This is a genomic window from Waterburya agarophytonicola KI4 (assembly GCF_020640915.1).
Lineage (GTDB): Bacteria > Cyanobacteriota > Cyanobacteriia > Cyanobacteriales > Xenococcaceae > Waterburya > Waterburya agarophytonicola.
Window position 1 is genome coordinate 1 of the sequence record NZ_JADWDC010000051.1, and the last position, 26,975, is coordinate 26,975.

Genomic DNA, 26,975 nt, shown 5'->3' on the forward strand with positions numbered 1-26,975 from the left:
ATCATTAGCTATGATTCATATTTGGATTAATAAATTATTAGTGGGATAGGTTCATTGCTTGCCCATTGGATTGCAGTCTCAACCGAGTCTAAAATAGCACCATTACAATAGTTTTCGAGTATTGCCCAATATCTTTCAATTTGATTGTACTTGCTATGATAGGAAGGATAGTAAATTAGTCGAATTTTGACATCAATACTCTGGGACAACTCGACCATACGTTTGATAAATTGAGTTCGGTTACTTCTAGTTACTGCTTTTCAAGTCCCTAATAAAAGGTTGTAGATTTAAGCAGCGATCGCCTAAGACGAATACTAAAAAAAGATATGGCTCAAGAATAAGCATTTGAAGAGAGTTATATCGTACGGGCGAATAATCATTCGCCCCACAGGGAAATAATATGTTTTATATTGTGATGGGAGTATCGGGATCGGGAAAATCAACTGTCGGTAAACTGTTGAGCGATCGCCTTAATTGTGATTTCTATGATGGTGATGATTTTCACCCCCCTCATAATGTGGACAAAATGGATCGAGGAATTCCCCTGACAGATAGCGATCGCATTTCTTGGTTACAAGATTTGAGACAATTAATCGAACAAAAATTACAGAAGGGAGAAACAGGAGTATTAGCTTGTTCAGCACTCAAGCAAAAATATCGTTCGATCTTACAACATGAAGATCGCCGAGTTATTTTTATTTATCTTCAGGGTGATTATAATTGTATTCGTTCCCGAATCGAACAGCGTCAGGGACACTTTATGAAAGCCGATCTATTAACCAGCCAATTTGCAGTTTTGGAAGAACCAGCTAATGCTTTAGTCGTAGACGTTTCTCTATCCCCTGAAACCATTGTCCAACAGATATTGAATTCTTTGGCGTAACTTGAATAGTTTTATGAACTTAACTCCCAAAATCAAACAACAAGCTGCTCAATTGCGGACTCAATTACAAACAGCGGGATATGTTTATTATGTGTTGGACAATCCGATTATGGAAGATGCGGTATACGACAAGCTATATCGTCAGTTACAGGATTTAGAAGCAGAATATCCCGAACTAATTACCCCCGATAGTCCCACACAACGGATAGGAGACAAGCCAGCATCCCAGTTTAACTCTGTAAAACATAATATACCTCTTTATAGTCTAGAGAATGCTTTTAACTCCGCAGAATTGGCTAAATGGGAAACTCGCTGGCAAAGACAATTAGAAAAGATACCAGAAAAATTTACTTATGTCTGCGAACTAAAAATTGATGGAAGCGCGATCGCTTTAACTTATGAAGACGGTATTTTAGTTAGGGGTACAACTCGTGGGGATGGAGTAGCGGGGGAAGAGATTACCCAAAATATTAAAACTATCCGTACTATTCCTTTAAAGTTAAAGTTAGATAATCCACCCCCTAGGGTAGAAGTTAGGGGAGAGGCGTTTTTACCCCTAGATGTATTTGAATCAATTAACCAATCGAGAAACCAGTCGGGAGAAGCTTTATTTGCTAACCCTCGTAATGCTGCTGCGGGTACATTACGCCAGCTTGATTCTAAGATAGTAGCCGAACGCAAACTTAACTTTTTTGCCTATACTTTGCACGTCGTCGATCGAGAAGAGGAAGCTGTAACATCTCAATGGAATTCCTTGGAAGAGTTACAAGAAATGGGATTTCTGGTTAACCCCAACCGCAAATTGTGTAACTCTTTAGCTGAAGTAGAAGCATATTTTAATCAATGGGATGAGGGAAGAAAAACTTTACCCTATATGACTGATGGGGTGGTGGTAAAACTCAACGACTATCAACTCCAAAAACTACTAGGGTTTACCAACAAATTTCCCCGTTGGGCGATCGCTCTTAAGTATCCCGCAGAAGAATCCCCCACAGTTGTTAAAGATATTATTGTTAATGTAGGGCGTACTGGGGCGATTACGCCCATGGCAGTCATGCAGCCCGTACAGCTTGCAGGAACTACAGTACAGCGGGCTACTCTTCATAATAGCGATCGCATTGCTGAACTGGATATCCGCGTTGGGGATACGGTAATTATCCGTAAAGCAGGGGAAATCATTCCCGAAGTAGTGAGAGTCTTACCCGATCTGCGCCCTTCTGGTACTATTCCCTATCAAATGCCTACCCAATGTCCCGAATGTAATTCTACTTTAGTACGTCCCGAAAAAGAAGCTGTTACTCGTTGCATTAATATATCTTGTCCTGCTATTCTTCGGGGTAGTATTATCCATTGGGCTTCTCGTAATGCCTTGGATATTAGGGGCTTAGGGGAAAGAATTGCGATTCTTTTAATTGAGAACAATTTAGTTAATTCCGTTGCGGATTTATATACTTTAACTATCGAACAAATTGCTAGTTTAGAACGGATGGGTACGCGATCCGCTGAGAAATTAGTTAAGGCGATCGCCGAATCTAAAAACCAATCTTTTGACCGTATTTTATATGGTTTGGGTATTCGTTATGTAGGCAGTACCAATGCCAAAATATTAACTCAAAGTTTCCCGACAATTGAAGCTTTATCATCAGCATCTTTTGAATCTATCGAGGCAGTTTATGGCATTGGTGAAGAGATAGCCCAATCTGTGTTTGAATGGGTACGAGTAGAAAATAATAAAGCCTTAATTCAATCCCTACAAACAGTAGGATTAGAGTTTAAAGCTGAAGAAATAGATCGAGAAAATGCAGGCGAATTAATATTTGCTGATAAAAGCTTTGTCATCACGGGAACTCTACCAACTTTAAAGCGCGACGAAGCCAAGAAGATGATCGAGCGATGGGGAGGAAAAGTAACGAGTTCTATTAGTAAAAAAACCGACTACTTATTACTAGGAGAAAATCCAGGATCTAAATTAGCTAAAGCTGAAAAATTGGGTGTCAAGCAAATGAGCGAAGAGGAACTATTAGAAATATTAAAACAATAAAATTAAAATTTTACTCCATCTTCTTGTAACTTCCTAAATGGATCGAGGAAGAAATCAATCACGCGACGCTGACGAATAATCACTTCCGCCGTAGCAGTTTGACCAGGAGTTAGCTCAATTTTCTTGGTTCCATCGAGTATATAAGGCTTGTCCAATTCTACTTCTAGTTCGTAAATTTCTTGTTTTCCTTGGGGAGTATCGGTGACTTTAGAGTCGGGAGAAATAGAAACCAATTCACCGTCACTTACACCATAATCCTGAAAAGGATAGGCATCAAACTTGATCTTAACGGGCATTCCTTTGGTCAGAAATCCACTGTCGGTAGGAGGAATCTGCGCCTTGAGAATTAGAGTAGAGTCTTGAGGTGCAATTTCAATCACTCTGTCTCCTGGTTGAATTACCGATCCTTTGCCCCTAGCAGCAATATGAAATACCGTACCATCAGCAGGAGCGACTATTTGCCGTTGTTTTAACTCAAACTGACTCGATTCGATTTGCTTGTTAGTTTGAGCTAATTCAGTGTCGACTGCAACAATCTGGGTTTTTAGCTCTTGGAGTTGTTCTTCTGCTTGCAGTATTTCCCTTTTTCCTGAAGATATACCACCTTGATTGCTATTTCTACGCTCGTCTACTCGCAATGCTGCTTGTTTGATTTCTGCATCTGAGTTTTTAATCAAATTTTCGTAACTGCTTTGTTGTTCTTGTAAGCGAGAGCGAGATTGTTCGACTGCGGAATTGGCTTGAATCAAAAGTTCTTGATTTTCTTGGGCTTGTTGCTGGATTTCTAGAAAACGATCTTGAGAAATCACACCCTCTTGATAGGCTGCTTCGAGACGCTTGGATCTTGCTTGAGAGCCTGCTAAAGCTAATTGTGCTTGTTTGCGAGCAGCTATGCTGGAATTGATTTCTTGCTTTACTTGTTCTATTTGGGCTAATTTTTCGTTCTTTTGAGATTGATACAAAGCTTTGAGGGTATCGAGATTTTGTTGTGCTTGGGCTAGCTGAGAATCACTTTCTAGCGATCGCGAATTGTTTTCTTCATTAATAGTATTAATCGCTGTTCTAGCTCGATCTTGTCTTAGTTCTAACTGGCTTAATCTTTCCATTAAGCCCGATCGCTTGTCTTTTAGTTGTTCTAGTTCGGAATTGACTATTTCCGAACCTAATTCGGCTAAAATAGCTCCTTTCTTGACTTTATCCCCTTCTTTAACATTTATTCCTTTGATTTTTGCTCCTACAGGTGCGTCTAATTGAATTACCTTGTCTTTTGGTTCTAATCTTCCCCTAGCAGTACCTGTTTGATCGACTTTGGTTAGAACCGACCAGGGTATGATAATCCCCGTACCAATTATCAAACAATAAAGTAAACCCCTCGTCCAAACACGGGGTAAGGCATCCATCAAATCTTTAGTAGCAGCAGACCAATCTTCTTTTTCTTCTATAACCGCAGGTAACGGAGCCGTTGCAGCGGGAACAATGGCTGAATTTTGAGTGATTAGAGCAACACTTTCGCTTTGAGCTGTTTCTACTGTTTGGGGAGGCGAACTTTGGAGAGGGGCTTGTAACTTGGTGTCGTCTGTTATCTTTGATTTATCTGATGTAACCCGATCTAGAAATTCTCTAACCTCTTCTACACTCTCGTAATTCTGGTTATTTTCATAAATTTGAGATGGAGTATTTTCAATTAATTCCAGAGGATCGCTGGGAATAGGAAGCTGTAATTTAGTATCGTCCGATCTATCTGATGTCACTGTATTGAGGACGCTTTTGACTTCTTCTGTAGAAGAATTTTTAATCAAAAATCCACTCGCTCCCAAACTCAATGCTTGATTGATTTTCCCCAATCGATTGCTATGGGTAAATACGATTGTTTTAACTTCGGCAAAATTATCATAAATCTTTTTAACTAAAGCAAAACCATTGATTTCTGGCACATCAAAATCAATGATTACAATACTAGGTAGAAAATTCTTAATTACCTCAAAGGTGGCTAATTCGGTATGTACCGAGCCAATTATTTTAATATGTGGTTCTGGTTTGAGTTGACTTTTAATTAATTCGCTACTCAGGCTTTGATGGTCGACAATGAGAATGCGAATTTCGGTTTTTTTTTGATTAGCTAGGTTAGCAGGGGAATTGGAATTGGAATTGGAAGATGACATGATACTAAAACTTGATTAATTTTGTAGAGATCGTTAGATTTTATGATTTTTGAGTTACCGCTAGTTGTTGCTGATTGAGGTAGAAATAGTGTCCTTGCTTATTCATCAGCTCGTCATGAGTTCCATGTTCTACCAGCACTCCTTTATCCAATACTAAAATTTGGTCTGCTTGACGGATAGTAGAAAGGCGGTGGGCGATAATAATTGTGGTGCGGTCTTGAATAATTGCATTGAGGTTGTTCTGAATTATTCTTTCTGATTCTGCATCCAAACTACTGGTCGCTTCATCTAAAATAAGCAATCGGGGGTTGCCTAATAAGGCTCTGGCGATCGCCAGTCGTTGACATTGACCTCCAGATAGCGATCCGCCTCTTTCCCCTACCAGGGTTTCGTATTTCAAGGGTAGCTTTTGAATAAATTCATCTGCACCAGCTTGTTCGGCTGCTGCTCTAATTTCTTCTAAACTAGCTTCGGGATGCTTAACGCTGATATTTTCCCGAATTGTCCCCCCAAATAAGAAGTTAGCTTGATCTACTACTCCCACCTGACGGCGCAACGAGGCAGAAGAGACATTAGCCAGATCGTGACCATCAACGAGTATTTTTCCTCCCGTGGGAGTATATAAAGATAAAATCAGTTTGGCTAAAGTACTTTTTCCCGATCCGCTACGACCGACTAAAGCGATCGTTTGTCCTGCTTTAACCTCAAAATTCAGATTTTCAATTACATTAGCTTTATCATCGGGATGATAGCGAAAGCTTACGCTTTGGAAACTTATGCGACCCTCGATCGCTGGTAATATCTGTCTGGGGTGGACTTGCCAATCTTCTTCAGGTTCGGCTTCTAAGACATCGTTAATTCTTTCAATGGAAATAATTACTTCTTGGAGTTGATTCCACAATACTGCTAAACGTTGGAAGGGACTAATTACATTACCTAACAGTATATTAAAGGCAATTAACTGTCCTACAGTAAGTTGCTCTTGAATGACTTGCCAAGCACCAAACCACAATACGGCAGTAGTCGCTATTACCTGAATTGTAGAACTGATTACCTGAACTTTGTTGCCGATGATCTGCCCGCTAAAACCTTTTTTAACTGCTTTGTTTAAATATTCTTCCCAACGCCAGCGCACGCGGTTTTCTACCGCCATTGATTTGACGGTGGCGATACCCGAAAATGCCTCAATTACATAGCTTTTCTCTTTTGCCGATGCGGTAAAGATATCCCGCGATATTTTTTGTAAAAACGGCGTAGCCACCAAAGCCAAGATAAAGAAGGGAGGGACAATAACTAATGCCAGTAATGCCATTTGCCAGCTATACCAAAACATTAAGCCGACATAGATAAAGATGGTAATGAAATCTAAAAAGATCGAGAGTGCTTCCCCTGTTAAAAAGTTTTGAATTTTTTGATTTTCTTGTAACCGCGCTACTATATCTCCTACATAGCGGGATTCAAAAAAGCTGAGGGGTAGTTTAAAACTATGTCTGACAAACCCTACAATCAAAGAAACGTTAACTTTTTGGGATACGTGGTCTAATAGATATTGTCGCAATCCCGTAATCGCTACCCTAAATAAACCAAACAGCAGCAACCCCATCCCGACTGCCATTAAAGTAAGGCTGCTGCGCTGCACTACTACTTTATCTAACAATAACTGGGTTAATAAGGGCGTTACCAAACCAAATATTTGAATAACAATTGAAGCGACTAACACCTCGGTTAAAACTACAGTATGGGGTTTTAATAACTCCATAAATCGCCAAATGGGAAAACTCGAACCTTTTCCCTCATCTAGCCAACCAGTAGGTTCGAGTAACATAGCATAACCAGTCCATCCTGCTTGAAACTCTCGATGAGTCAATACTCTTGGTCCCATAGCAGGATCGGAGACAATGACGTGCTTTTGATTGATTTCAAAAACGACAATATAATGGTTATTTTCCCAATGAGCGATCGCAGGTAGTTTTTGCTCGGCAAATTTGTCTAAAGTAGCTTTGATCGGTCTTGTAATAAAACCAATGCTTTCGGCTGCAAAAGCTAATCCCCTCAAGGTCGAACCGTTACGATTGACGTTGGCTAAATCTCTCAAGCGATTTAAACTAAAGTTTTTTCCCCAATACTGTCCGATCATTAACAGACAAGCCGCACCACAGTCCGTAACGCTTTGTTGAGCGTAGTAGGGATATTTTTTGGTAATACGCTGCCATAGATGACCGACTTTTTGTTGGGGATTGGGAAAATAGTCTTTTTGCTCTCGTTTGGGTGCTTGTTTTTCTGGAGTTGTATTACTCGGAAGGTCGATCGCGGGGACTGCCTGGAATTCGATCGGTGCAATGATTTCGCTACGCTCAACTAAGGAGTTTTCTGCTGCAACTGTTCCCCCCGATCGAAATCTATTTAGTTCAACAGAGTATAATCTTACTGCATTCCTGTTTTCATAACTAAGGGTATATAATTCAGTCCGTTGATTGACCTGCCAGAATTTTTGAACTTGGGATTGAATGGGAAAGTATATACTCCCCGCAGCTACTTTTTCTCCGTCTTCGTCTTCTATTTCCCCCGTCCTAATTAGCCACAAATATGCTTCGGACAGGGAAGCGGATAATAGTTGACCTTGATTGAGATTGTTCCTTTCTAATAAAGGAATTATTGGTTTGAGTCTTTCTAAAGAAATGCTTTTTAATTCGGATGTCTGACGACACAAGAGAAGCAATTCTTGAAATAAGGCTTGTTGTTTTAAATGTTCTCCTAGTTGGGAGTCTTTTGTTATGAGTTTTTCTAATAATGTTCCTGGAACAAAAGCTAATTGAAGTTTAAAGGAAGCCCTAGCAACATAAGGACGAAATGATTCTTGGGGAAATAGGGTTAATTCTCCAAAAGAAGATCCTTCGTTTAAAGAGGTTAATAGTTGACCCCCAGCATTAAATAATCTAACTTTCCCTGCCAAAATTAGATATATTCCTGGAGTAGATCGGCTAGATTGCCAGAATTGTTTGCCGATAGATGGTTCGACTAGCTGTATTTGGGGCGTGTATTGGTTTAATTCTGATTGTGATAAAGATCTGCCTAAAGTTTGTTGTAATTGCCCGATTAATTGTTGTCGAACATTAGCTTGCGATCGAGAACCTGTGTACATGATTTAAAGCCAACATTGTTTTTTATAAAAGCGAAGCGGAAAATTAAATTTGAATTAAATTAAATTAAATAAAAAGGACTAAAGCTGATTTTTTGAGGTTGCCTGTCCCCTTGAAGATTGCGAATCACAATATTGGATTTGCTCGATCGCTCTGGTTTTTGTAGCTTATTATTTTGAGTCGGAGACTTTTCTTCTGAATTGCGAGAATGACGGGTTGATAATCCCATTTGCTTGAGCAAGCGGTTAACATGACGTTCGCTGACTTCTATCCCCAATTCTTGTGCTAAATGTTTGCTCAACCAGCCAGCCGTCCAACGTCGAAAAGCATAGCCAAAATCGCGAGGACTCTGAGTTACTAAGTCTCTCAAGCGATTGAGGTATTTTTCATTAACTGTTTTTGGTCTACCGATAGGGAGATCTTTCCAGCGATGAGCATTTCCTGATTGAGCTATATGAGTCCAGTATCTGGCTGTCTCGTGGGAGCAATTTAACGCGGAACATATTTGAGTCTGAGAATGACCCCGATCTGCCAGTAACATGATTTCAATTCGTCTGCGATATTCTGGTCTGAGATTGGTCTTGAGTTTCTCTTTTAGTAGTTTTTGTTGAAATGGCGAGAGTAATTGCTCGTTGTTCTTGGGTTGAGATGGTGAAAAGCTGGACTCAAAGTCGTTAAATTGAGATTGTTGGCTATACATGATATGAGTTTTTCCTCTAACAATTTTCTTGGTTTGTCGAAAAATTTCAACTTATCAATACGATTAATAACCTTTACTCTAACGATTGGTACTCGGGCAATGACAAGATAAAGATACTTTCTCCCGATCCCTCAAATTGCTCGCGCGCTTTAGTAATGGTCTTTTTATATCGTGTAAGTTACTTTTTATTCTTCCCTACAAACTAAATAGTTGTCTTTTCATACCTCATATACGAAGTTTACACTCCGTTTATGCACCTTTTTTGGGCGAAAAAGCATCTTCATCAAATTTTTAAAAATCCCAGACTATCTATGAAGAGGAGATGAAGTGAGATTGTTTTATTTGTAAAGTTAAGTTGAATATAAACTATGGGTTACATATTTTTTTAATATTTTATGCTGATTTTTATCAGCTTTTCTGCTTAATTTTTCATGTTTTGGTTACTTTTGCTACTTTTTTGTGTTTCAAAATTAAATTAATGAAACATTTGAAATTTATAAAAATCTACTCAGATCGAATTCTTCTTCGTCAGTTTCAGGAGCAAATCTTTCTGTGTTGAGAATTAAAACCAGTCTTTCGGTATAATCTACTGCACCACGCAATTCATGAGCTAGTTTTTCTAAACCACCATTGGCATATTCTTCAAAAATTTTAATTTTTGTGGTTTGAACGATCGCATCTTTAGTAGATAAAATTTCAATATCTTGGGTATCTGTCACTGCAATTAATTCAATAAGGCGATCGTATCCACGAGAAATGAATATTTCTAAACTAATAGGTGCGGGTTCGGTTTGAGATATTTCTTTTAAAGGGACTCGCTTTTGATATTTTGCTCCCAAACTAGCAGCAAACGCCACTATATCGGCATAGGTTTGAAACGCTCCCGTCGATCCTTTGGTATCTAGTAGTTTTTGAACTAATTCTGCTTTATCTTTGGCTACTTTAATACGGGGAAGAGGCATGGTTTTAAGGAAGGAGTAACAAGTAACTTTTTAGTGCTGCTAAGGACATTTTATAGCTATCCCGTGAAACATGTGTCAAAATCAAAACTCTGACACATAATGAGGATTATTAAACTCGATGCTGATTGATGGAGAAAAATATAGTTACAAACAGTTGATGGAAGAAACGGGTTTATCGAGGAGTACTTTACACCGACGCATTAATGCTTTAAAGGAATCTGGCGTTCCTCTAACTATGGGTGCGATCATTAATTTTCCTACTACTTGGGCATTTCACGATCGGGAAGGAAATTTTTATTCTTCTAAAACTGACTATGCGGTTAAGAAGAATATTCCCTACTATGAAATGTTTAAAAAGAGCGAGGAGTCTTAAAGGATACACCTTTTTATCTTATTTCCGAATAACCTCTCTGGGAGAGCAAAGATCTGTCTTGAAATCTCGATTTTCCCAATCTTGTTGAAAATCAGAGGTGTACTGCATGAAGCATTTTGCCCCTCTATATTCTAAAACGCTGTCGTCTTGATATGTCACATCCAGCCATATATTATTCATCACTTGTAAATGAGAACCCAAAATTTGTCGTCCCTTCTTTTCGTATACAACAACTTCCCTGGGATTATCTTGAAAGTAATTCAAATTATCGTTGTATATCGTACAAGATCTAATTTCACTAGGATTTTCTATCTCAATTCCATAATTTGCTAGTGCCAAATCTATACAAATAGATCTGTCTGGTACAGGAAAAGGAAATAAGATGTCGATCGAATTGCAATCAACTCCATCGGCATTGCACCCACGGAAAGTAAAGTCACTATCAAGCTGAAGGAAAGTTCCATCTTCTTTTGTAGAAAATAAAATTTTCCCCTCAAAAACCTCTGAATTGTCTTTCCACCACATTTCATCAACTTGATCGATTACAAGTGGTTTTTTTCTCTCTTCCAATAACAAGAAAGCTTTCATGCCGATTTTTATTTGACCTTTATTCAGATCGCAAGTTATTTTTCGAGGTAAGAGATAAGAACCTTGTTTGGCAAGGGCAAGAACAGGAAAAGCATTAGCTTCCTTTGATGGTATGAGAAGTTCATCGTTTGGTTGATTCCAAAAAAATCCTTTCCCAAAAGCCATAATAAACGGTCGAGTCAAGTTAGGATTTGATAGTTTAGGCAGAGGTTTTTGTATTTGTGCAAAATAGTATCTTTCAACTTCTTGGCACTTGGCATAAGTAGCCTCAGCGCGGGTTTGTTGGGCAAAAGCCATCGGAGTTGCCCAAAGCCAACTAAGACTCAAGATAGCTGCCAGCAAGGAAATTCGCAGAATTTTCATAATCAACTCTATTGGTTTGATGTTCTTCATTCAAAGGTACTTCCAAACTTACATTGGAATCAATTAGGTATGAAAAAATATTTTGTGTCAAAATTAAATAATTGAAACAAAAAGAGATTATGAATGTTCGTATTGCGATCGCAGAATATAGCAACCAAAAACACGCAGAGAAGATTGTTTTTTTACTTGATCGCTATGTTAAAGATAATTTTTGGACTTTTCCTGGGGGGAAGAGTTGAATTAGGTGAACTAGTCAAGAAGCTCTGGTAAGGGAGCTTAAAGAGGAATTAAACGCGGATATAGAGTATCGTTTGTTTGCTTTGGTTGGTAGAGAATTTTTTTGAATATAAGTACCAGCAATATCATGAAATTGCTTTTTATTATTTAATGCAGTTTCCAGCCTGATCGCAATACCCAAACAAAGAAGAATCTTTCTTGGGTGTAGAAGAGTACAATCATCTGGAGTTTAAACAGAGATCGACCTTTTTTGTATCAAATTTCAAATAATGACACATTAGACAAATCCGTTTTTTGATATGCTAGCGAAGATTGATTTTTAAATCGAGTCTTTTTATTTTATGTGTCATAAATTTAATTGTGAGACAATAATAGACTCGTTCTTTCGACGACATATTAATTAGTTTTAACGATAAAATACCAATTAATTTGTAAACAAGCTTGGCGGACAATCGCGATCACAAATACAGCCAATGAGTCGAGATGATGGCATATTGCCAAAGTAATTTGACTGAGTAATAGTGGAAAAAACTAGCAAGCTCAATAACTGTATATTCTTTGCATTTATTTCCCTGGAATAAAAAAACTTTATATTTCAATATCTAGAGTAGAAAAAATAATCATACTTTTAATACAAACTGAAAACCAGTTTCACTAGTGTTGCGATCGCAATTAAACTCAAATAAAACTAGAATGTAATTCTCAAAAATAGCTAATCCTCATATACATAATTATTCTCCCGAAAATCATACTCAAAAGGCAAATAAGCAAAAAAAGAGAAACTTCGGTTACAATCGCTATATATGTTGTGGCGATTATATTTTTATCTATATTTTGGAAGTAAAATCTTGAAAAGCTTATGTATCAAAGTACAATCTTACATCCGATAACAGTAATTATCGGATGTACAACAAAAACGTTTACAACGTCCACATCGTTGAGCAGCAAAAATAATCGAGAGAGCTAAATGTCAAACAAACAAATAGCAGCACTGACGATCGCTAGTCAACAAAAACAAAAAATAGCATTAGCTAGAACAGAAGAAGCTATAGAATATTTAATCGAAAATAACTTTAAAATCACCGTAAGATCTGTAGCCAAGACAGCGGGAGTTTCTGTTAGTTATATATATAAATATCCAGAATTAGCTTATAAAATTCAAACCCTTAGAGATCGACAGAAATATAATTTAGATAGCGAGAAATGTTTGCCATCCAATATAAATCAACAACTCAAAAAACTAAAATCGGAAAAAATAGAATTAATCGGAAAAATAGAAGAATTAAACAATTATATAAATGCCATTGAAGAGAAAGGAAAATCATTGACTAAGCTACAAATAGAGAACCTCCAATTGCAGACAGAGAACCAGCAATTAAAGCAAGAATTAGAATATATCAAACAAAATTTACACAAGACCAGAAGCTTTATTTTAAGCCAGGGTTACGATACCCAAGATGAAGTTGTAATGGAAACGAGAAAAAGAGTAGTGCAAAAAATAACATCAGAGAACACAAAAGTAATTAAAACAATTCGGAAAGAGTTCAAAAAAGAAATTTAGTAATGACAAATATAATATGTAAAAAAATTATTGAAGTTTTTAAATATATAGTTCTTTCAAGCTGCACACACATTATTATGCTCGTTTCCGCATTCTACGAGAAATAACTCTAGAAGAATCAACTTTAGCGATCGCTTTTCTGAGGGGCAAAATACGAATTCGACCATCAAAGGTATTTGCTTGATAAACCTTTTGCCGATTGAGGTCTAAAGCTGTCATCCAACCACTATTATGATGATACGCACCAGTTTCGATATCCAACCATCCCTTACCCGCAGCTATTTGTCCTGGTTGCACTCCTGGGAGAGTAAAAGTAATAGTATGTCCCGTCACAATCAATTTATCTTTGAAGAAAGCCTTGTTGCTGCTGTGAAAATCTTCTCTAATCCAACAAAATTGTTCTGCACCTTGCTGCTGTAGAGGAACATCAGGATTTACCCCTGCATGAACTAGCCAATAGTCGCCCAAATCGTAATATAACGGTAGGTTTTTCATCCAATCAATATGTTCTTGGGGAATTTTGCTATCATAGCTGGCTACTGTGGCATGACCGCCACTATACAACCAGCCCTGATATAGTTCGATGGATACCTCTGGACCGCCAACTACGTCAAGCATCATCTCTTCATGATTTCCTCGAAGACACTTAAACTGATTGCGCATCACAAAATCTACTACCTGCGCACTTTTTGGTCCTCGATCAATCAAATCGCCAAGAAAATAAATCTCATCGTTACTATTTGGTGAAATTGAATTTAACAATGCAACTAGAGTGTCATAGTGTCCGTGTACGTCACCAATGACAATTCGGCGATTATGGCTCATGTTAGATGGTTTGACAATGTGCATATCAACAATTCTTTTGACTACTCGATAATTCTTCAAATAATAGAAGCAAATTGTTAACTTACTAGTAAGTATTCCCGATTAATTGCGGATAATAACTATATCTGAAGTTTGATTTTAGATCGATCGCTCAAAGAAACGTTACTAAGTATAAAAGAACAATGACAAATCGGGTAGCTGCTTCAACCACGATCTCCACTATAAAAATTTTGCAACAGCCATCCAATCCTGCTTGGATCGAACAAGCGATCGCCAATTTGGATACGGTTTTGTTAGATCACTCCCATTGCGAACGCAAAGCAGCAGGAGTGGCAATCAATCTCATGTTTCGTTATCCCTCTCATCATAAACTAGTCCGCCAACTAACAGCGATCGCTCGGGAAGAATTAGAGCATTTTGAACTGGTCAATCAATGGTTAGAAAAAAGAAAGATAGCCCTTGCACCCCTTAACGCCCCTCCTTATTTTACTAAATTAAAATCCCAAGTTCGTCATGGCGAACCAGAACGCCTGATCGACTCGTTACTACTGTCAGCGATTATTGAAGCCCGTTCTCACGAAAGATTGGGTCTGATTGGAGATCGCTGTCCCGACCCAGAATTAGGCAAATTTTACCGCAGTTTGATGGCATCAGAAGCCCGCCACTATGGAGTTTATTGGCTACTAGCCGAACATTATAGCGATCGCTTTACTATCGAAAGCCGTTTGGCAGAATTAGGCGAGTATGAAAGCAATATCTTGAGTACTTTGCATCACGAACCGAGAGTACATAGTTAAGCAATTAGAAGAGACTGATTTGTCTAACAATCATCAATTGTGGCGATTTTTAGCAACACTAGGTAAAAATCCAATATAATAGCTTAAATTAATATAAAGTTTGTTTAGTAATTAGAGTTTTTGTGCATATCGAATATGACAACAAACAAAACTGTTATATTCGATACAAAATTGACATTAATTTACTTATTTCTATTCAACAACCACTTATTTAACTAAAACTGGAATGGTGAATACAAAAGCTTTAAAGCTACTGTTGGTTGAGGATAATTTAACTGATGCTCGTTGGATTGGCGAAATCCTAAAAGAATATAATTATCAAAAGTCTGATGTTAGGCACGTTAAGAAAGTTACAGAAGCCATAGACAGCCTAGAACGAGATGACTTTGATGCCATTTTGTTAGATTTATCTCTTCCCGACAGTCAAGGAATAGAAAGCTTAGAGATTTTCCAGCAAAAAGCACCCCAATTACCAATTCTCATCTTAACGGAAACTAATGACCCTACTATTGCCCTTCAATCTCTTCGTCAGGGAGCGCAAGACTATCTTGTTAAAGGTGAATTTGAGGGAAAAACTTTAACTCGTTCGATTCAATATGCCATCGAACGTCAACGGATCGAATTCAATATTCGCCAACAAGCATTAATGAAAAAAATGCTGGATGAAATTCGTAACTCGATCGACCTCGAAACAATCTTAAAAACCACTATTGATGAAATTCAAAAATTTCTCAATACCGAACAAGTATTGATTTATCGTTACGAATCAGAACAATCTGAAGATATATCAATTGTTGCTTCTTCTTTAGATACGGAGTCAGCCCAGACAACCATAGATCGCTTTATTTCCGCTATCAATGAATCTTCCCTAGACTCGATTGTCTCCCAATCAATTTCTGTTCGAGCAGTAGAGAGTACGGGAGTCGATCTGTTACCTCCAAGCTTAATTCAAGATCTTCAAGCCGTTAGTTCTTATTTAATTTTACCTATTTGGCTGAAGGAATCGGTGGATTGTGTTTATGAAGATTTAACTCATCCCATAGTCTTACAAGACAATGCAGAAGAAACAAAAGAAGGATTGTGGGGGATGCTAATTGCTTATAACACCACCACCCCTAGAAAATGGCAAGACTGGGAAATAAACTTTTTACAGAAATTGACAACTCAGGTTACTATTGCAATTCAGCAGTCCCAAATATGCTGTCGATTACAAACGGCAAATCAACAATTACAACAGCTAGCTATTTTAGACGGGTTAACCAACATCGCCAATCGACGCTACTTCGATCTGGTTTTAAATAAAGAATGGCAGCGATTGAGCAGGGAACAAAAACCATTGTCTTTAATTTTGTGCGATGTAGATCGTTTCAAAGCCTATAACGATCTCTACGGTCATCAACAAGGCGATCGCTGTTTGCAGAAAATAGCCAAAATATTACGCCAATCCACCAGAAGACCAGCAGATTTAGTTGCTCGTTATGGAGGAGAAGAATTTGCCATAATTTTACCCAATACAGAGGCTCAAGGTGCATTATTTATCGCTCAAACTATCAATCAAACATTAGCTAAGGAAGAATTACCCCATCAAAAATCTGGCGTGAGTAAATACGTTACCTGTAGCATGGGTATTGCTACCACGATTCCCAATTCAAAACAGTCCTTTACTCAAATAATTGAAAGTGCAGACAAGCTGCTGTATCGAGCCAAAAATTCAGGGCGCAATCAAGTTGCAGTTGGTCCTGTAGACAGTTATCAAGAAATGAATATCAAGTAATTCAGATTGACTTTGAGCGATCGATAACGCACTCTTAGATAGAATCTGGAGTAGACACAATTTTTTTGATAGAACAATAATAATGGACATTTGGTTTAGACCTTTAGTATGGATGGACTATCGCTTGGAAGTATTGCTAGCGGTAATTGTTCCCTTCGTTTTATTGATTTGGGCTTTATTCGCCAAACAAGAAGCCATGGAAAAACTGCTGATTATTTACTGGCGAGTTGCCAGTTTGTTGATGATTACAGTTTATTTATTAATTCCTGACTGGAAAGTTGGCTTTATTAGTGGTTTTGCGGCTAGAGTTTTAATTGCTATTTCTTTGTGGTTTTGGGTCGATCTCAATGAAGAAATTCGAGACATACCCCAAAATCTATTCAAACTAGTATTTACTTCTTGGCGTTGGGCGATAACTGGTTATTGCGTATTAGGCGCGATCGCTAAATCTATTTTTCTTCCCTGTGGCTTATCTAGTAACAAAGTAGCAAGTGACTTTTGCCAAGTATGGTTAGAAGCCCCCGAAGCTTATCGCAGTTTGTTTCACAACAAACCAGGAAACGAAGGAGTTTTGGGCTTTATGGGTGCAGTTGGTTTGGTTATTTATATTATTTATTTGGCCTATTTTGTTTTAATTCGCCTTGGCAAACAAGGACGATCTGCCCTCGAACAATAATTTCAATCATTTTAAGCAAAACTATATGGACAAGGCTTGCCTTGTCTCTTCTGAAAATATGCCCGAATCAATTGGTTTGCGTTTAGAACAATACACTCTCAAGCGCAGACAAGAAGTATTAATTGTCGATCTAGAAACTGCTACTGGCGAACTAGATAGAGTCACTATCTTTGCTGGATTTTCTAGTTCTTTGATGAAAGCAACCAATTTTGACCCCGATGTCCCTGTTATAGCTGCTGATTCCAAAATAATTTCCGTCGATCGCCTGACAAGTCCTTACGATCCTAATAATCCACAATATATCGAATCTGGATTGACTGGAGATGCCATAGAAAATATCTTGCAAGAATTAGGTCTTTAAAGCTCAATCTAGTTGTATTTCCGTAAAAATAGCTCCTTTTTTCCCAAAATAAAAAATTATCGCTTAAATTATTGGGTAGATGTGTTAGAAATTACAGCAAAAAACTGATTTAGTAGTACAATTCTTTCAATCTTATAAAAAATTTTGATAGAACAAAAATACTAGTGCAATTCAATTATTTTAAAACTAGGAGCATATTGGTGTGAGTAATTTAGCAACCAGTTTTAATCCCAAAAAACTACCTAAAACTCCCTTATTCGGCACGGATGGAATTCGGGGTAAAGCAGGAGATATTTTAAATGCGTCTTTTACAGTTCAGTTGGGTTATTGGGCGGGAAAAGTTTTAGAAGAAGCAGCTAATAACTCTGGACCAATTATCATCGGACAGGATTCTCGTAATTCTAGCGATATGTTGTCATCAGCGATCGCAGCGGGGTTGACTTCTGCGGGGTTGGAAGTATGGAATTTAGGCTTGTGTCCGACTCCTTGTGTGGCTTCTCTTGCTGGTGATAGCGAAGCCATAGGAGGAATTATGATTTCTGCCAGTCATAATCCTCCTCCAGATAATGGGATTAAATTTTTTGGTAACAAAGGAACTAAATTAGCCGATCCTCTCTCCCAAAAGATCGAATATCATCTCAGAAATAGTCAGGTGCAGGATGCAATTAATCCAATCTGGGGCAAACGGTATCATCGTCCAGAATTAGTTGGGGAGTACGTAAAAATGTTAGGGGCATCTTTGCCCCAAAATATCAGTTTTAAAGGAATGCGAATTGTCTTAGATTTAGCTTGGGGAGCTTCGGTAAAAGTTGCACCTGCTATATTTAAGCAGTTAGGGGCAGAAGTAATTAGTCTGAATCAATCGGCTAATGGCGATCGCATTAATGTTAATTGTGGTTCGACTAACCTAGAATCACTCCAGCAAGGAGTCAAAGAATACAAAGCAGATCTAGGATTTGCCTTTGATGGAGATGCCGATCGAGTCATGGCAATAGATAGCAAAGGTAGAGTGATTGACGGTGATTACATTTTATATCTTTGGGGCGATCGCCTAAAACAAGAAGAACAATTACCAGACGATTTGATTGTGGCTACCGTAATGGCAAACTTAGGTTTTGAAAGAGCTTGGGAGGCTAAAGGCGGTAAGATGCAGCGCACCAAAGTAGGAGATCGCCACGTACAGGCAGCTATGTGGAGTACGGGGGCAATGCTTGGTGGGGAACAATCGGGACATATCCTTTGTCACCATCATGGAGTTTCGGGAGACGGTATTCAAACCGCTTTACATCTAACTGCGTTGGTATGTCAGTCAGGAAGCTCTTTAACCGAATTAGTCGACAATAGTTTCCGCACCTATCCCCAAATTCTAAAAAATGTACGGGTAGAAGATCGCGAACGTCGCAGTAAATGGCAAGAATGCGAAGCCGTACAAAATGCGATCACTCAAGCCGAAGCTGCTATGGGCGATCGAGGACGTATCTTAGTTCGCGCTTCGGGTACAGAGCCTTTGATTCGCGTGATGGTGGAAGCAGAAGATCGGGAATTAACTAGCTATTGGACGGAAAAATTAGTTCGCGTCGTAGAAACCAATCTAGCTGCATAATCAGTAAGCAAAAAGAAGGGCGATCAATATTGCGATCGCCCTTCTTTTTATTTTTGCCTCAACTTCAAACTTTATACCGTTGACCGATTGACTCTCCAGCAGCTATGGCTGAAGTTACTGCTCCTTCTACAGTAGAAGCGACAAAAGCGTCTCCTGCCATGATTAATGGTAATTCTAGGAGGGTTAAAAAGGGTTGATTATAAAAAGCCTTGGGCGAGAGATAACGCCAGCGATGTACTTCATATTTAATTACGGAGGAATCGAGGTAATCTGCTGCTGCTGTGACCAATTTATAGGCAATTTCCGCATCATCACTATCCCAATAGTAATTACTAAAATCAGCAGTGCCATGAAGCGTCACCCCATAACCATAGGGAGAAATACCTTTTTGATGATTATCCCCCAGCCAAGCCAGATATTCATTTTCTAAAATCATTCCTCCTGGTGCGGGGATATTACTGGGTTTCTCTAACAAAGCTAAAACAGTAATGCAGCGATCGTATTCAATTTGTTCTAAAGAGAATCTCTCTTCCAAAGGTAAAGGTATAAAAGAAGCATCTAATAAAGACAAAGATTCGGGTATAGAAGAAGTCATCACCAACATATCTCCTTGATATTGTTGATCGCCTTGAGTTTCTACCAACCATTTTTTTTCGTAGCTAATCTCGTTCGCTTTAGTATCAGTGCGAACATCCAAATCTTGGGCTAAATGTTGGGCAATACCGCTCATCCCATTAATACCGCAGTAGCGAGGTTTGCCATCTTCCTTCCCTTGAGCAAAACCCCGAGACCATTGCTTGATGACATTATGCTCTAACCAATCATCTACCCAAACTTGAAATTGAGGACTGTCAACGCTGAAATATTGAATGCCACAATCGAAAATGCCCACTATAGAATTTTCCGCGCTGATGGTACGAGTCGCTAAACGGCCGCCGATTTCGCTATTCTTATCCAGTACTATCGTCTTGATTCCCTTACGTTGCAAAACAGTAGCGATAATTAATCCTGTAATACCGCTACCGATAATAATACAGTCAGAATTTATAATTTGTAGATTGCTACTGGACATTGTTTAAAGTTTTGACTTTAAGTACATTAAATCATTTTTTTTACTTTACCTCCATCAATTGTTAATCAGGGTTTGATCGCTTTTAATAATGATGCAGTTCAAATTTAGTACTTATCTCCTATTGCACGAAAACTTGTGCTTCATATTCAGGTAAATCAATCATAATTTGACCATTACCCGCTTCAAGATCGTAATTACCAGTCCACTCATGCCAAGTGCCATCAGCAGGAAAATTAGGTACGGCATAGCCAGCTAAGTATTGGTCTGAGAAGTTAGCAATTACCACTACACGAGAACCTTGATCGTTCCAACGAACATAAGCAATTACCTTAGATTCGGGATCTTCGTGGAAAAATTCGATATTTGGGGTATATAGGGCATGATTGTTTTTACGTAAATTAATTAAGCCTTTAAAATGAGCGAGCAGATGCTGGTTGTCTTCTCCCGCTAATAAAGTCCAATTGATTTTACTTGCTTCTTGATTGAGTGGATTGTAGTCGCCAAACTCTTGACCCATCCACATCATGGGAATACCCACCGCAGTCATCAGCAGTACTGCGCCCAATTTAACTCGCTTGAAAGCAGCTTCGCCAACAATACCCCGTTCCCCTAGTTCAACCATGATTCTTCTATGGTCGTGATTGCTGAGATAATTGACTACGTTGGTTGCACCCATAAAGCCGCCACGTTTGCAATCAATCACATCTTTTAATTCTTCTGAATCGTAGCGATCGCCACATATTTGAGCCGTAATGTTAGCATAGAAGCTATAGTGCCAACAGCCATCCATTGGGCCATCAATATTGGTGATGGAAGGATCTTCAGGGATATTTTCGGCAATATTAATAAAAGGCTTCATTCCCGCCTCTTCTTTAGCTTTATTGACAATCCAATGTAGGAAATCGTAGTTATTAATCTGTCTGGTTGCATCGTAGCGGATACCATCGATATGATATTCATTAATCCAGAAACTTACGTTGTCACCGACATATTTCCAAGCGGGTTTTAGATCTAGATTTTCGTCGTATTTTTCATAATTAAATTCAGGTCCCCAACTATTGTCAGAATCGGTAGGAGAATGGTGATACCAATAGTCGTGGTCGATCTGGGTTAAGGGACATTCAGTATTGGAATGGTTATATATTCCATCTACTATCACTCTAAGTCCTTTACTATGACACTCATCAATTAGATGCTTGAGTTGATAGGTAGTTCCATAATTAGATTCCGCTGCAAAGAAGTATTGCGGACTGTAACCCCAACTATAAGTGCCAGGATTTTCTTTGACTGGCATCAATTCGATCGCATTAATGCCCAATTCTATTAGGTAATCTAGTTTGTCAATCACGTTTTGATATTGACCTTTGCCATCAGGATCGCCTTCTCCCCCTGAAAAATCACCAATATGAAGCTCGTAAATAACTAATTCATGGTCTGGGGGTAATGGTTTGTCGTCGTGCATCCAGACATAGGTATCCACAATTGCTTTACCATCTTTAACGGTAATTGTGCCATTTTGGCTTCCAGGGTCAATATTGACTGCGTAAGGATCTACTACTTCGATCCATTCATCCTTTTCTAAAAACCAACTCAAAGAACGAACTCTAAACTTATACTGATGCTCTCCATCTTTTAGTTCGACTTTGGTTCTAAAATAACCATCGTCACCCTTTTGCATATCTATGGGTTGCCAATCGGAAAAAGAACCAACAACAGCAGCCTCTTTATTATATGGAGCAAATAACTTAAATTCTATTGAGTTCGTCATAATTTTTACAATATTCTAAAGCAATTATTGGAGTATTACCGCTATATTTGCAACCATATAAAAAGTGGTTCTTACAAAACATCTACCAAGAGGATGAGTCTAAAAACAATGTCAAGTTTTTGTTACTAATATTTATTTAGCTCTAATCTAATTGGAATTAGTAATTATAAATCAATCTTTCGGTAGACGATCCGATTTGTAACTCAAGATATCTTAGTAATAAGTTTAGAATAAAACAATAATTAAGATGAGTATTGAAGATAGAATTAAGGCTACTGCCAAAAATGTCGAAGGGAAAGTACAAGAGACAGTAGGAGAAGTTACGGGAAATCCTCAAGATGAAGCTGAAGGAAAAGAAAAACAAGCAGAAGCTCAGGTTCAGCATAGCGTTGAAAATGTTAAAGATAATATCAAAAAAGCAATTGATTGATCAAATCAATTAATTCTCAAGCTTAATAAATGTTTGTGAAAAGGTTGGGCTGACCTGACCTTTTTTTTCTGTTCGAGTAATTAAATATTTTCGACATTTTGATATAATCATTAAACCCTAAACCGAGATTTCTCAATCTCAAATATAGTTACTGGACATTGAACTCGTCACCATCAGTTTTTGAATATTTACCAAAAATACAAGACTTGCCTTTAATTTTGGCAGGCCCTATTTTACGTCGTACAGAATCAGACAGGGTCACAGTCTGGTTGGCTTTAAAAGAATCGCGATCGCTTCGGTTGGAAATATATGAAACAGAGAATAATGGGACGATAATTGGCGATGTCGTACTCGAAGGCAGAGGGGACACAATTAAACTAGGAAAACATCTACACATACTCACCCTCACTGCCCAAAAAAATACAGGCAAATTACTGCAAACTGAAAAGATATATGCTTACAATGTCTATTGTAATCATCATCATGACCAGACTAAAAAGAGCGATCGCTATAGCCTGATTGACGATCTTAAAACTAGTATCTATAGTCTGAGTTATTTTGCCCATCAACTACCAACATTTTCTCTACCCCCTCAAGATCTCAACCACTTAAAAATCATTCACGGTTCGTGTCGCAAGCCCCACGGAGGAGGCAAAGATACTCTATCTTATGTTGATAACTTAATCTTAGAATCGGCACGATCTGCTACAGAAAGACCTCACCAGTTATTTCTTACGGGAGATCAAATATATGGCGATGATGTTGCCGATCCTATTTTATGGCTAGCTCAAGGCGTGAGTAAGCTGCTATTTGGCTGGTCGGAAGAATTACCCCTCGTGTCTGGATCGATTTCCTCTGACGATCTTCTTCCTGGTCAACGCACCAAAATTGCCGAAATTGAGGGGGGACTGACGGCAATGCTAGTAGATACCCCCGAAGAAGCGAAAAGCCACTTAATGAGCTTTGGCGAATATGCTGCTGCTTATCTTCTGGCTTGGTCTCCCGTATTTATTCCCGCCCAGTTTCCCACTGGCAGAAGTCTCTTTAAAGACAGCAAGCAGGGTCGCAACTGGCAGCAAGAAATTAAGGATATTAAGAGCTTTGTTCGGGATCTCAACTACGTTAGAAGGGGACTGGCAAATATCCCTGTATATACCATTTGTGACGACCACGATATCAGCGATGATTGGTATCTTAATCGAGAATGGTGCGATCGCGTTTTAGGCAAACCTCTGGGCAAACGTATTATTCAAAATGGGATCTTGGCTTATGGATTATTTCAGGCTTGGGGTAATACACCACAACACTTTGAGCCAGGTAAGCCAGGAAAAAAACTCTTACATTATGCATCTCAATGGCTGGCTTCCCAAGGAAAAGATGAATTAGCAAAACTAGAATGCGATCGCTATTTGGGCATTCCTGCTACTGATGCGTCCACAGGAAAACCCCAACTCGAATCAGATGAAAATGTGATGATTCTGGCGCGAGACAGTCAAGCTATTCCCTGGCACTACACGATTAATGGCAACAATCATGAGGTCATTGTTTTGGATACTCGTACTTGGCGCGGTTATCCCATCGAAGCAGAAAAAGGACTCGCCCCCCCCATGTTACTCAGCCCCAAAGCTTTTAAACAACAATTGGAAGTTCCTTTAAGCCAAAGTAAATCGACCATAGAAGCCACGATAATTGTTTTACCCACCAACTTGATAGCATTGAGTATTATTGATCGCATTCAGCAAATTGAATTAAAACGCGATCAAGTATTTAACAGTGATGTAGGAGATTCGTGGAATTTTCACACCGCTGCTTTCGCTCAATTCCTGCTTACTCTCTGCCAACAGCGTCGCCGTGTAATTATTCTCTCAGGAGATATTCACTATAGTTGTGCGGTACGACTTTCTCATTGGTTTTACGATTCATCAGAAGGTTCGGTTTTAGTACAGTTAACCTCTAGCGCAATAAAAAATTCCGAGGTTGCTACTCGTTTGGCACATACTAAACTCAAATCTTTGTTTCCAGAAAAAACTAAGGCTTGGCTGGGATGGAATCAGCCTTTAAAAATTGAACAAATTACCAAACACAACCAAAAGCAAAAATATCTTAATTCGGTAAATTCTCTTCCCGACTGGCAATACCGCGTTGAATGGTGCAAAAGACAACCCGCACAATCTTTATCCTGGCAAAAACTTTCTCCGAAACTTACACCAAAAGGATATAGTGCATCCGATCTTGCTACCCCTAATATCTGGCAAAAAACTATTACTGGTTTATTTTTATGGCTATGGCGTAATCGCTGGCTACAAGAAGGTTCGGAAGTAATCGGCAGAAATAATCTGAGTTTGGTGAGGTTTGATTGGTCAACCAATAAAACAGTCATTCAAGAAACTTATTGGCATCCTCCTTGGAACGATCGCAGTACAGTCAAAAGTAGTTACGTAACATCCTTGGAAATAGATCCTTTACCAAAAGTAAATAGTAGGCTAGGAACAAAATAGCTTACCCTGGTTGCAGCCAGAGTTCGAGGTGAATTTTAACCAGCGGAAAAGAGAGGGAGAAAAGAACGATTGGGGTAAATAGTGTCTAATTTTCTTGGTTAAATCGTCAATGGAATAAGGCTTTTCTAGATATTCATCGCAGCCAGCAGCAAAAGCGCGATCGCGTTCTTTGGTTTTAACCAACGCTGATATTGCCACTATGGTCATATTTTTAGTGGATTTTTGTTTTTTAAAGCGTTCGATTAGTTCAAAACCATTAAAATCGGGTAAAACTAAATCCAAAAGTACCAAATCGATTTTATAATTGGTAGCCAAGTCTAAAGCATCTCTTGCGTTAGTAGCAGTAACAAAATTATATTTCAAAAAAATTAAGATGTGAGACAGAAGCAGTAAATTATCTCGATCGTCTTCCACAACTAAAATTATCGGAACATTAGAATCTGCTAACCGAATTCTGCGATCGTTTTGTGTTACGTTCATTTTTTATATTTATTATGGGTATAAAAAGACGCAATTGTGCAGCGAACAATAGACGCTGACCATAAATTGGATCGTTTGGTCGATCTGTATATCTAAATATTCTTTGTCTTATAAGTTTTTTGAGAGAAAGAACAATTAGAGGAGCGATCGCTATGAGAATCTACTCCTCCATCCTATACCAACTTATGGTTTTTCAGCATTAAAAATTAATAACCTTCTGGGCAAATATCTATCTTTGACTAGAGAAATAATTTGATAATTAGAGCTAATATATAGCCTGTTTATTTACTAAATTACTCATGAAAAATATTATTGAAAAAGCTATTGACTTAAAGCAAAAATTAATTGATTTTGTTTACGATGCAGAAGACGAGATAGCAGTTGCTTTGGAAACCTATGCCTTAGAAAAAGGTAAAAAAAATAGTTATGGTATCAAGCAGCAAAACATAACTATCGATCTTTTTGTTACTGATGGACGAATAAACAATCAGACTCCCCTAGATATATTTTTAGCTTCCACTGAGGATCTCAATACTGAAGAGCGAGGGATTATTCAGCGATGGCAAAATAACTTTATCGGTTTGTTTGAAATTCAAGTCATAGCCAACGAATCTTATCAGTTAATGAACTGGCTAACTGCTAAAACTTATAAAGTTTGCGGTCATTCTCAAATTACAGCCAAAGAAACTCAAAGATGGCAGCCTGGAGAAATTATTTTGGCTATTATTGCACCAATCAATGAGTTTGAATGGTTCTTTTTTAGCGATCGCATTATTAAGGGTAGATTGAGTCAGCCAAAATTAGCGGTAGCAATTGGTGAATTTCGCGATAGTTATCCTGAATTTTTGTATGCTGATGCCCCAGAATTATTAGAGCAAGCTTGGTCTTCTGTAGCCTTATATCATCAAGAGTTTGTCGATTATTTTGGCAGTGATAGTTTAACTTTACCAGGCTATAAATTAAATCAAAAAATTGGCGAACTCCAACAAAGAATCAGCGAACAAAAATTAAAAGATGCGGGTATTGATAGTAATAAATCTTTGTCACAAATGCTATCGGAATCAAACACAAACGAAGCGGATTTTACCGAAACAGCTAGTGATTTAGGTGTTGATACTAAAGCTATCGATAACATAATTAAAAATCAAAATAAACTATCGATGGTAACTCCTAAAGTGAATTTACCTCCAGAAATAAAGCAAGCTGAAAATGTCACGGTATTTTCTCATCCACAATGGGGGCAAATATTTTTGCCCAATTTCAATAAATTTATCGATTTATTAAATCAAGAAAATATCTTGGAAGCAGAGTTAGATACATCTCTTAAATATATAAAAAAATATCTCGAACAACCAGAAGCTAGCTATTATATTTGGCAGCAATTAACACAAAACTATGCCCATGATCTAGAAGTTTTACTACAAAAATACACTCAAAAAAATGATTTTCATTTAGAGCGCGATCTAGATAGTTTATTACTCGAATACAATAAACTATCCAAACCAAAATTACCTGCGATCGCCAGCGTTCCCATTCACCTTAACAATCTGTTTGAAACAGCAGTAGCTCAAGTACAAAAAAACAAATCTAAGCATAAAAAGCAAAAGCAAAAAAAAGGATTTTCCTAAACAAAAAAAGAGACGTTACTAATAACGTCTCTAGTATGGTAATTATGAAGGAA

21 protein-coding genes and 1 pseudogene are annotated in these 26,975 nt (G+C 38.2%); 12 read left to right on the forward strand and 10 right to left on the reverse strand.

Annotation, left to right across the window (positions count from 1 at the left end; translation table 11 throughout):
* Positions 1 to 26 precede the first annotated feature (26 nt).
* A pseudogene (locus tag I4641_RS17035) lies at positions 27 to 233 on the reverse strand (ISAzo13-like element transposase-related protein); the annotation flags it as partial.
* Between the two features lie 167 nt (positions 234 to 400).
* On the opposite strand from I4641_RS17035, the gene I4641_RS17040 reads away from it, so the two are divergent.
* Positions 401 to 883 carry a gluconokinase gene (locus I4641_RS17040; protein WP_229641780.1) on the forward strand — a complete coding sequence of 161 codons (483 nt, stop codon included), beginning with the start codon at positions 401 to 403 and terminating at the stop codon, positions 881 to 883.
* 13 nt (positions 884 to 896) lie between these two features.
* Positions 897 to 2,924 carry an NAD-dependent DNA ligase LigA gene (gene ligA / locus I4641_RS17045; protein WP_229641781.1) on the forward strand — a complete coding sequence of 676 codons (2,028 nt, stop codon included), beginning with the start codon at positions 897 to 899 and terminating at the stop codon, positions 2,922 to 2,924.
* Positions 2,925 to 2,926: 2 nt separating this feature from the next.
* Here ligA and I4641_RS17050 read toward each other — a convergent pair whose 3' ends face one another.
* The 4 genes from I4641_RS17050 to I4641_RS17065 all read right to left on the reverse strand — a co-directional run bounded on the left by I4641_RS17050 (position 2,927) and on the right by I4641_RS17065 (position 9,888).
* Entirely contained in the window at positions 2,927 to 5,086 is a 2,160-nt protein-coding gene (locus tag I4641_RS17050) for a beta-barrel domain-containing protein (RefSeq protein WP_229641782.1), read from the reverse strand.
* A 40-nt stretch (positions 5,087 to 5,126) separates the two neighbouring features.
* Positions 5,127 to 8,228 carry an ABC transporter transmembrane domain-containing protein gene (locus I4641_RS17055; protein ID WP_229641783.1) on the reverse strand — a complete coding sequence of 1,034 codons (3,102 nt, stop codon included), beginning with the start codon at positions 8,226 to 8,228 and terminating at the stop codon, positions 5,127 to 5,129.
* A 59-nt stretch (positions 8,229 to 8,287) separates the two neighbouring features.
* Complete coding sequence (locus I4641_RS17060) at positions 8,288 to 8,926, reverse strand: helix-turn-helix domain-containing protein (protein WP_229641784.1); 639 nt, start codon at positions 8,924 to 8,926, stop codon at positions 8,288 to 8,290.
* 494 nt (positions 8,927 to 9,420) lie between these two features.
* A complete protein-coding gene (locus tag I4641_RS17065) occupies positions 9,421 to 9,888 on the reverse strand; it encodes a DNA phosphorothioation-associated protein 4 (RefSeq protein ID WP_229641785.1) in 468 nt (155 codons plus the stop codon).
* 118 nt (positions 9,889 to 10,006) lie between these two features.
* Here I4641_RS17065 and I4641_RS17070 point away from each other — a divergent pair, with 118 nt between their 5' ends.
* Complete coding sequence (locus tag I4641_RS17070) at positions 10,007 to 10,261, forward strand: winged helix-turn-helix domain-containing protein (RefSeq protein ID WP_229641786.1); 255 nt, start codon at positions 10,007 to 10,009, stop codon at positions 10,259 to 10,261.
* A gap of 18 nt (positions 10,262 to 10,279) precedes the next feature.
* Here I4641_RS17070 and I4641_RS17075 read toward each other — a convergent pair whose 3' ends face one another.
* The gene (locus I4641_RS17075; protein WP_229641787.1) at positions 10,280 to 11,212 is read right to left on the reverse strand and encodes a hypothetical protein; all 933 of its coding nucleotides are present in this window, start codon (positions 11,210 to 11,212) and stop codon (positions 10,280 to 10,282) included.
* A 1,204-nt stretch (positions 11,213 to 12,416) separates the two neighbouring features.
* On the opposite strand from I4641_RS17075, the gene I4641_RS17080 reads away from it, so the two are divergent.
* Positions 12,417 to 13,010, forward strand: coding sequence for a DUF6262 family protein (locus I4641_RS17080; protein ID WP_229641788.1), 594 nt, complete (start codon positions 12,417 to 12,419; stop codon positions 13,008 to 13,010).
* A gap of 75 nt (positions 13,011 to 13,085) precedes the next feature.
* Here the strand turns inward: I4641_RS17080 and I4641_RS17085 are convergent, their stop codons facing one another.
* Complete coding sequence (locus tag I4641_RS17085; RefSeq protein ID WP_229641789.1) at positions 13,086 to 13,859, reverse strand: metallophosphoesterase family protein; 774 nt, start codon at positions 13,857 to 13,859, stop codon at positions 13,086 to 13,088.
* Positions 13,860 to 14,017: 158 nt separating this feature from the next.
* On the opposite strand from I4641_RS17085, the gene I4641_RS17090 reads away from it, so the two are divergent.
* The 5 genes from I4641_RS17090 (at position 14,018) to glmM (ending at position 19,046) form a co-directional block, all read left to right on the forward strand.
* Positions 14,018 to 14,632, forward strand: a complete 615-nt coding sequence (locus I4641_RS17090) for a MiaE family protein (protein ID WP_229641790.1) — start codon at positions 14,018 to 14,020, stop codon at positions 14,630 to 14,632.
* Between the two features lie 226 nt (positions 14,633 to 14,858).
* Positions 14,859 to 16,406: a diguanylate cyclase domain-containing protein gene (locus I4641_RS17095; protein ID WP_229641791.1), complete on the forward strand. Its 1,548-nt coding sequence runs from the start codon at positions 14,859 to 14,861 to the stop codon at positions 16,404 to 16,406.
* A 79-nt stretch (positions 16,407 to 16,485) separates the two neighbouring features.
* Positions 16,486 to 17,082 carry a DUF3177 family protein gene (locus I4641_RS17100; RefSeq protein WP_369426822.1) on the forward strand — a complete coding sequence of 199 codons (597 nt, stop codon included), beginning with the start codon at positions 16,486 to 16,488 and terminating at the stop codon, positions 17,080 to 17,082.
* A gap of 25 nt (positions 17,083 to 17,107) precedes the next feature.
* Positions 17,108 to 17,443 carry a DUF7734 family protein gene (locus I4641_RS17105; RefSeq protein ID WP_229641793.1) on the forward strand — a complete coding sequence of 112 codons (336 nt, stop codon included), beginning with the start codon at positions 17,108 to 17,110 and terminating at the stop codon, positions 17,441 to 17,443.
* 196 nt (positions 17,444 to 17,639) lie between these two features.
* A complete protein-coding gene (gene glmM / locus I4641_RS17110; RefSeq protein WP_369426824.1) occupies positions 17,640 to 19,046 on the forward strand; it encodes a phosphoglucosamine mutase in 1,407 nt (468 codons plus the stop codon).
* A gap of 64 nt (positions 19,047 to 19,110) precedes the next feature.
* On the opposite strand, the gene I4641_RS17115 is transcribed toward glmM, so the two are convergent.
* Both I4641_RS17115 and I4641_RS17120 read right to left on the reverse strand, forming a co-directional pair.
* The gene (locus tag I4641_RS17115) at positions 19,111 to 20,118 is read right to left on the reverse strand and encodes an NAD(P)/FAD-dependent oxidoreductase (protein WP_229641795.1); all 1,008 of its coding nucleotides are present in this window, start codon (positions 20,116 to 20,118) and stop codon (positions 19,111 to 19,113) included.
* 118 nt (positions 20,119 to 20,236) lie between these two features.
* Entirely contained in the window at positions 20,237 to 21,886 is a 1,650-nt protein-coding gene (locus I4641_RS17120) for an alpha-amylase family glycosyl hydrolase (protein WP_229641796.1), read from the reverse strand.
* A gap of 247 nt (positions 21,887 to 22,133) precedes the next feature.
* Between I4641_RS17120 and I4641_RS17125 the strand changes: the two genes are divergently transcribed.
* Both I4641_RS17125 and I4641_RS17130 read left to right on the forward strand, forming a co-directional pair.
* Complete coding sequence (locus I4641_RS17125) at positions 22,134 to 22,316, forward strand: CsbD family protein (RefSeq protein WP_229641797.1); 183 nt, start codon at positions 22,134 to 22,136, stop codon at positions 22,314 to 22,316.
* Positions 22,317 to 22,474: 158 nt separating this feature from the next.
* Positions 22,475 to 24,814, forward strand: coding sequence for an alkaline phosphatase D family protein (locus I4641_RS17130; RefSeq protein ID WP_229641798.1), 2,340 nt, complete (start codon positions 22,475 to 22,477; stop codon positions 24,812 to 24,814).
* On the opposite strand, the gene I4641_RS17135 is transcribed toward I4641_RS17130, so the two are convergent.
* A complete protein-coding gene (locus I4641_RS17135; protein WP_229641799.1) occupies positions 24,800 to 25,294 on the reverse strand; it encodes a response regulator in 495 nt (164 codons plus the stop codon). The genes I4641_RS17130 and I4641_RS17135 overlap by 15 nt on opposite strands.
* A gap of 299 nt (positions 25,295 to 25,593) precedes the next feature.
* Here I4641_RS17135 and I4641_RS17140 point away from each other — a divergent pair, with 299 nt between their 5' ends.
* Entirely contained in the window at positions 25,594 to 26,922 is a 1,329-nt protein-coding gene (locus I4641_RS17140) for a hypothetical protein (RefSeq protein WP_229641800.1), read from the forward strand.
* The last annotated feature ends 53 nt before the right edge of the window (positions 26,923 to 26,975 follow it).